This is a genomic window from candidate division KSB1 bacterium, from assembly GCA_022562085.1.
Lineage (GTDB): Bacteria > Zhuqueibacterota > Zhuqueibacteria > Oceanimicrobiales > Oceanimicrobiaceae > Oceanimicrobium.
Genome location: JADFPY010000318.1, coordinates 1 through 5,256, shown reverse-complemented (window position 1 = coordinate 5,256; position 5,256 = coordinate 1). Strand labels below are relative to the sequence as shown.

Sequence of the window (5,256 nt, the reverse complement as noted above, 5' to 3'; positions counted from 1 at the left end):
GGCATAAACCACCGAGTCGTTTACCACCCATATGCTGCAGATACCTTCAGGTTTTGGCTCCGGGAGGTTCAAAACCGGCGTCCAGGTTTTGCCGCCGTTTACGGTTTGGTAAAGCATATTGGTATCGGTGACTCGGGGCATCTGCTCAAACAGGCCAAGATTACCCGCCCAGCCTCGCAGCGAATCTGCAAAGCCGATGCTTCGCCAGAACGTTTGCGGCTGGTTTAATTGCAGTTCCCAACTCTCCCCGCCGTCAGTGGTTCGATAGATCTGCCCGAAGCCGTTTAGCACCCAGCCTAATGATGGGTTCACAAAAAAAACATCGTCATAACGTGATCCGGTCGGGCCGGGCGCATTTGGAAGTGCTTGCCAGCGGAGTTCGGTTTGTGCATTTGCTGAGGGTAAGAAAAGTAAAATGGATAAGAAACAGACCAAGCCGTACTTTACACAGATCTTCATGACTCCTCCTGGAAGTTTGAATAAGGATTATTAGAAAATTGCACGGCTTCTACGTCAAAAGAGGTATAAAAAAATACGGAATCATGTGTTGAATGATTCAATTGAAAATGATGAGTTTCACTAATTTTTCTTACTTCAAAACCACTTCTTTAACATCTAAAGTTACATCGTTCACTTTCATTTTAATAGTACGTTACTCCAGACTCCAAAGCCCCAGGGTAGTCTTGTCTTTGATAAGTATCTTTTTGTCAAAAATCACCGGGTGTGCCCAGGTAGGCGAATCCGCCACGGTATACTCTTTCACAATTTCAAGTCCATTTTTGCTGGGTCTGGAAATAATGAATCTACCATCTGTTTGTAAACTTAGCAGCAACTCCCCAGCTCGAATAAGCGCGGCGTTGCTGCCCTGCCTGCCTTTGCTGCGCCAGTAAATCTCCCCGGTAACTGCGTCCAGAATGCCATATTGTCCTTTGTTCCTATCTGCAAAAGTAACGACTAAATCGCTAAAAAGAACCGGTGTGTTCATGTAATTGCCAAAATCCGGTTTTTCCCATACCTTTTCGGTAGACCAGGTTTCGCCCTTCTTATCCACTTTTAATCTCATCATACCCTGATCGTAGCCGGTCAGAATTAAATCATTGTCAACCAATAGTGGCGTCGCGCAGCTTACTAACCAGGGTGTCTTAAACGGCACTCGCCACAGCAGCTCTCCGGTCTTAAAATCAATCCCGATGATATGTTCCTCTGAGAAATTTACCACCTGCTTGCTACCAGCGAAAGTGGTAATCATTGGAGAGGCATAGCTCGGCCCGTCTCCTGTCCATTTCCATTTGACTTTGCCCGTTTGTACCTCAGCGGCAATCAAAGCCCCATCACTGTGGCCGCCGACATGGATAATCATCAGTCCATCTGAAATAATAGGAGACATAGCCGCACCATATATAGGGGACGCACTTTTAAATTCATCCGCAAACTTATTCTGCCAATTCAGTTTGCCGTTTTCTGTGTTGTAACAGGACAGAATACCGCCGATTCCCAGAGTTATAACGGCATTCTGGCGGGCAATCGGCGTGGACTTTGGTCCTTTGCCATGGCCATAGGCAGCCTGATGCATGGTATAAGGAACCGGATAGCTTTGACGCCAAATTGTCTTGCCATTTGTTGGATTGACGCAGGTGATGACCTCTTCCTCGTTCTGTCTGCTGAACACAAATATTTTTTTATCGGAAATGACCGGCGACGAATGGCCTTCGCCAACTTCGATTTGCCAGATGCGTTCTAACTTCTCAGGCCACGCTTTGGGTACCTCAGAAGCTGAAATCACGCCGTCCCGATTGGGTCCACGCCACTGAGACCAGTCTTGAGAATGAACTTGTACAGTCAAAAAACAAATTAGAACCAAGATAAGTTTTGATTTCATTTAGTCCTCCAAATAATTTTTTCACTTCCCTAAAAATAGATCTGGAACTTGCGGTAAAGCCAGCCATTGGGCAATTTTATTATAAGTCTTACTTACGTTTTGAGCCGTCTTTATGCCAATCGCTAGACATTTTAACTTCCTATCTACAAATTCTCCTTCCAAAACTCCAGCATCTTGGTAAACAAATGCTTGCGCGCCGGGCGGTCGGAGATGCCGTGTTTGCGCATGGGGTAAAACATCATGTCGAATTGAATATTGTTTTGAATCAGCTCTTCGATAAATGCCCAGGAGTTTTGCGGGTGCACGTTATCGTCGTTAGTGCCGTGTACCAGCAGCAGGCGTCCATGTAGGTTTTGGGCGCTTTTCAAATACGAAGTCTTTTCATATCCTTCAGGATTGTCCTGCGGCCGTTTCAGTGCAAACTCTCCCCATTTAGTGTCGTAGTAATGCCAGTCGGTCACGGGTGCGACTGAAATTCCGGCTTTGAATTCCTGCGAGTTGGTCATGGCATTCAGGGTAAAGCTGCCGCCGCCGCTCCAACCCCAGATGCCGAAGCGATCAGCGTCCACATAAGGCTGAGATTTCAACCATTTAACCCCGTCGACGATGTCCTTCAGCTCTATGGGACCGGACATCATGTTGACTAAACGATTTTCCAGCTTCTTGCTGATGGCGGTTGCGCTGCGGTGATCAAAGCGAACCACCAGGTAGCCATTTCTAAGCAGAATTTGGTCCCAGTAACGTCCCGTGGTCCAGGCATTGAAAACGGTCGGCGCCGAAGGGCCGGCGTAAATGTGGTAGATGATCGGATATTTTTTGTTAGGATCAAAATCCTTTGGTTTAAGAATCTCGGCGGGCATGGGAAAGCCATCAGAAGTTGGAATGGTGAACAACTCGGCGGTCTGAATATCCAGCTTTGCTGCCATTTCAGTGCGTGCGCCGGCGAGGACTTTTTTAAGCCGGCCGTTGTTTTCGTAGAGTGAAAGAGATGTCGGAGTGGTTACGTTGGAGAAGCTGTCAAAAAAATATTTGCTATTCTGACTGAATGTGACCCGGTGAGTACCGTCTTCCGGCGTCATGCGTTTCATCCCGGAGCCGTCGAACTTGATGCGGTAAAGATGTCGTTCAACGGAGGATTTTTCCAGCGCGGTAAAATAAATCCAGCCGTTCTTCCCGTCGATTGCTGAAACCGACTTCCGCAGCCAGAAAGGGCCGCCCGAAGAACGCAGGGCCCATTCGCCTTTGGTAATCTGATTCACCAGCTTCCCTTTCATATCGAATCGATAAAGGTGAGCGTAACCGTCCCGTTCCGACTGCCAGATAAAATGTTTGCCATTTTTTAAAAAATAAAGATCGTCGTTGATGTTCACCCAGGCTTCATCAGCTTCTTTCATGATGTGTTTGGATTTGCCGGTTGAGCGGTCGACGAAATACATGTCGAGCTCGGTCTGCGCCCGGTTCATGGTTTGCACAACGAGGCGTTTGTTGTCCGGCAGCCATTTTACCCGCGCCAGGTATTCATAGTCGGGCAAATCCATCCAGGTGGTTTCGGTATCCTCCAGTTCCATGATTCCGACTTTAACGATGGGGTTAGCGGTACCGGTTTTCGGATAGCGCTGTTTGATAACCCGCGGCACCTGCGGTTTAAAATCGACGTAATGCATGACCGCAACCGGTGACTCGTCTGTTTGCAAGTAAGCGATTGACTTAGAATCGTCAGACCACCAGTAGCCGATATCGCGGCGTCCGAAAATTTCCTCCCAGTAAACCCAGGACAGTGTGCCGTTCAGGGTGGTTTCTGAACCATCCGTGGTTAGACGCTGCTCTTTTTTTGTTTCAATGTCATAAACATACAAATCGTTCGCACGCACGAAAGCCAGCATTTTGCCATCCGGTGAAAAATTAGCTGATTTTTCTTTTTCCTCGGTATCCGTGACTCGGTGAAATTTCGATTCTGCCAGGTTAAGCAAATAAATATCGTCTTTGAACAGATAAAGCGCGCGCTTGCCATCGCCGTCAAAAGAGATGGGCCATTGTAAAATGAACGTTGAATCTTCTTTCCCAATAAAAGATTTGAGGCTATTAACAGCCCTGGTCATGTCCAAAATAGATTTGCGTTTTGCTAAAGCAGGATCGAGTATTTCAAAAGTTCTTTCTTCTTCAGGTTTGCGCAGGTCATAAAGAATGGCAGTGTTATCATTCAGCCAGACAAATCTCGGCACCGCAGTCAGTTCGCGGCTTTTGTCGCTGTAAATCCATTCAACAGTGATTTGTTCTTTTTCCTGGGCGAGCAGCAAGTGGGCGGTGAAAAGAATATAGGATAGAATTAAAATCATTTTGCTCTTTTGCATATTTAACTCCTAAGGTACCCATACCGATTCCATCCCGAAGCGTCGGGATGGAATCGTTTCGGGTTACTTAGCCGTGGTCAAATCCCCTTCATCCAAAGGCGAAACATACGGCTTTCCCTCTGTCGCTTTCTCCAAAAACTCCTTAGCTTCTTTAAGCAAATCACTGTTTGTAAAAAGATCTGCGCCTGTAGCAGCAATGACTTTTGCCGCAACCTGCGCCCCTTTCCGACCGGCTTCGGTGCCATGACAGGCGGTGGTTGCCCAACTGTGCCAGGGAACATCCTGTGCTGCCGTGGCAATACGGAACCCTGCAGTTGGCACCAGCCAGCTCACTTCAGCGACATCGGTTGAACCGCCTTCCGGTGCACCGGGTTGATCCTCCAAAGGTTCGATTTTATTACTAAAGCCCTTCTCCTCTTTACCGACATTTCGCTGCAGTGTGCGGGCGAATTTCTGGTCCTCTTCTGTAAATTCAGGGGCACCGACCCAATCAAGATTTTTCTGCATCGCTTCCTGAAGCGGCCGATTTAGAAGATATTCATGAACGCCGGTTATTAAATTAACTTTGTATGTGGTCTCAGTCGCTAATGCGGCACCTTTAGCGATATTCAAAATACGATTGTAGTACTTTTGCACTTCTTCCCGGTTGATGTCACGAACGTAGTACCAGACCTTGGCGTATTCCGGTACCACGTTGGGCGCTTCACCGGCATTGGGAATCACGTAGTGAATTCGGGCCGTCGGTTTGACATGCTCGCGCATCATGTTGACGCCGTAGTTCATGAGCTCGACAGCATCGAGGGCGCTGCGGCCATTCCAGGGATCCGCGGATCCATGAGCCGCTTGCCCGAAGAATTCAACTTCAAAATTGTTCATGGCCCGGCCCGGCTGGTTTTTTACTTTATTTTCATCGGAGGGATGCCAATCGATGACCGCATCCAGGCCGTCGAAAACCCCGGCTTTCACCATATAAACTTTTCCGACCACCGTCTCTTCAGCGGGCGTTCCAAAGAGTTTGAGCGTTCC

General features: G+C 47.9%; 4 protein-coding genes. All 4 read right to left on the bottom strand.

Annotated elements, in window-relative coordinates; genetic code table 11:
- The coding region (locus tag IH879_19145; GenBank protein MCH7677044.1) for a hypothetical protein at positions 1-459 on the bottom strand (459 nt) is incomplete at its 3' end.
- 193 nt (positions 460-652) lie between these two features.
- Positions 653-1,879, bottom strand: a complete 1,227-nt coding sequence (locus IH879_19140; protein ID MCH7677043.1) for a PQQ-like beta-propeller repeat protein — start codon at positions 1,877-1,879, stop codon at positions 653-655.
- A gap of 143 nt (positions 1,880-2,022) precedes the next feature.
- Entirely contained in the window at positions 2,023-4,230 is a 2,208-nt protein-coding gene (locus IH879_19135) for a S9 family peptidase (GenBank protein MCH7677042.1), read from the bottom strand.
- A gap of 63 nt (positions 4,231-4,293) precedes the next feature.
- Positions 4,294-5,256, bottom strand: a 963-nt coding sequence (locus tag IH879_19130; GenBank protein MCH7677041.1) for a peptidase dimerization domain-containing protein, incomplete at its 5' end; no start/stop codon positions are given.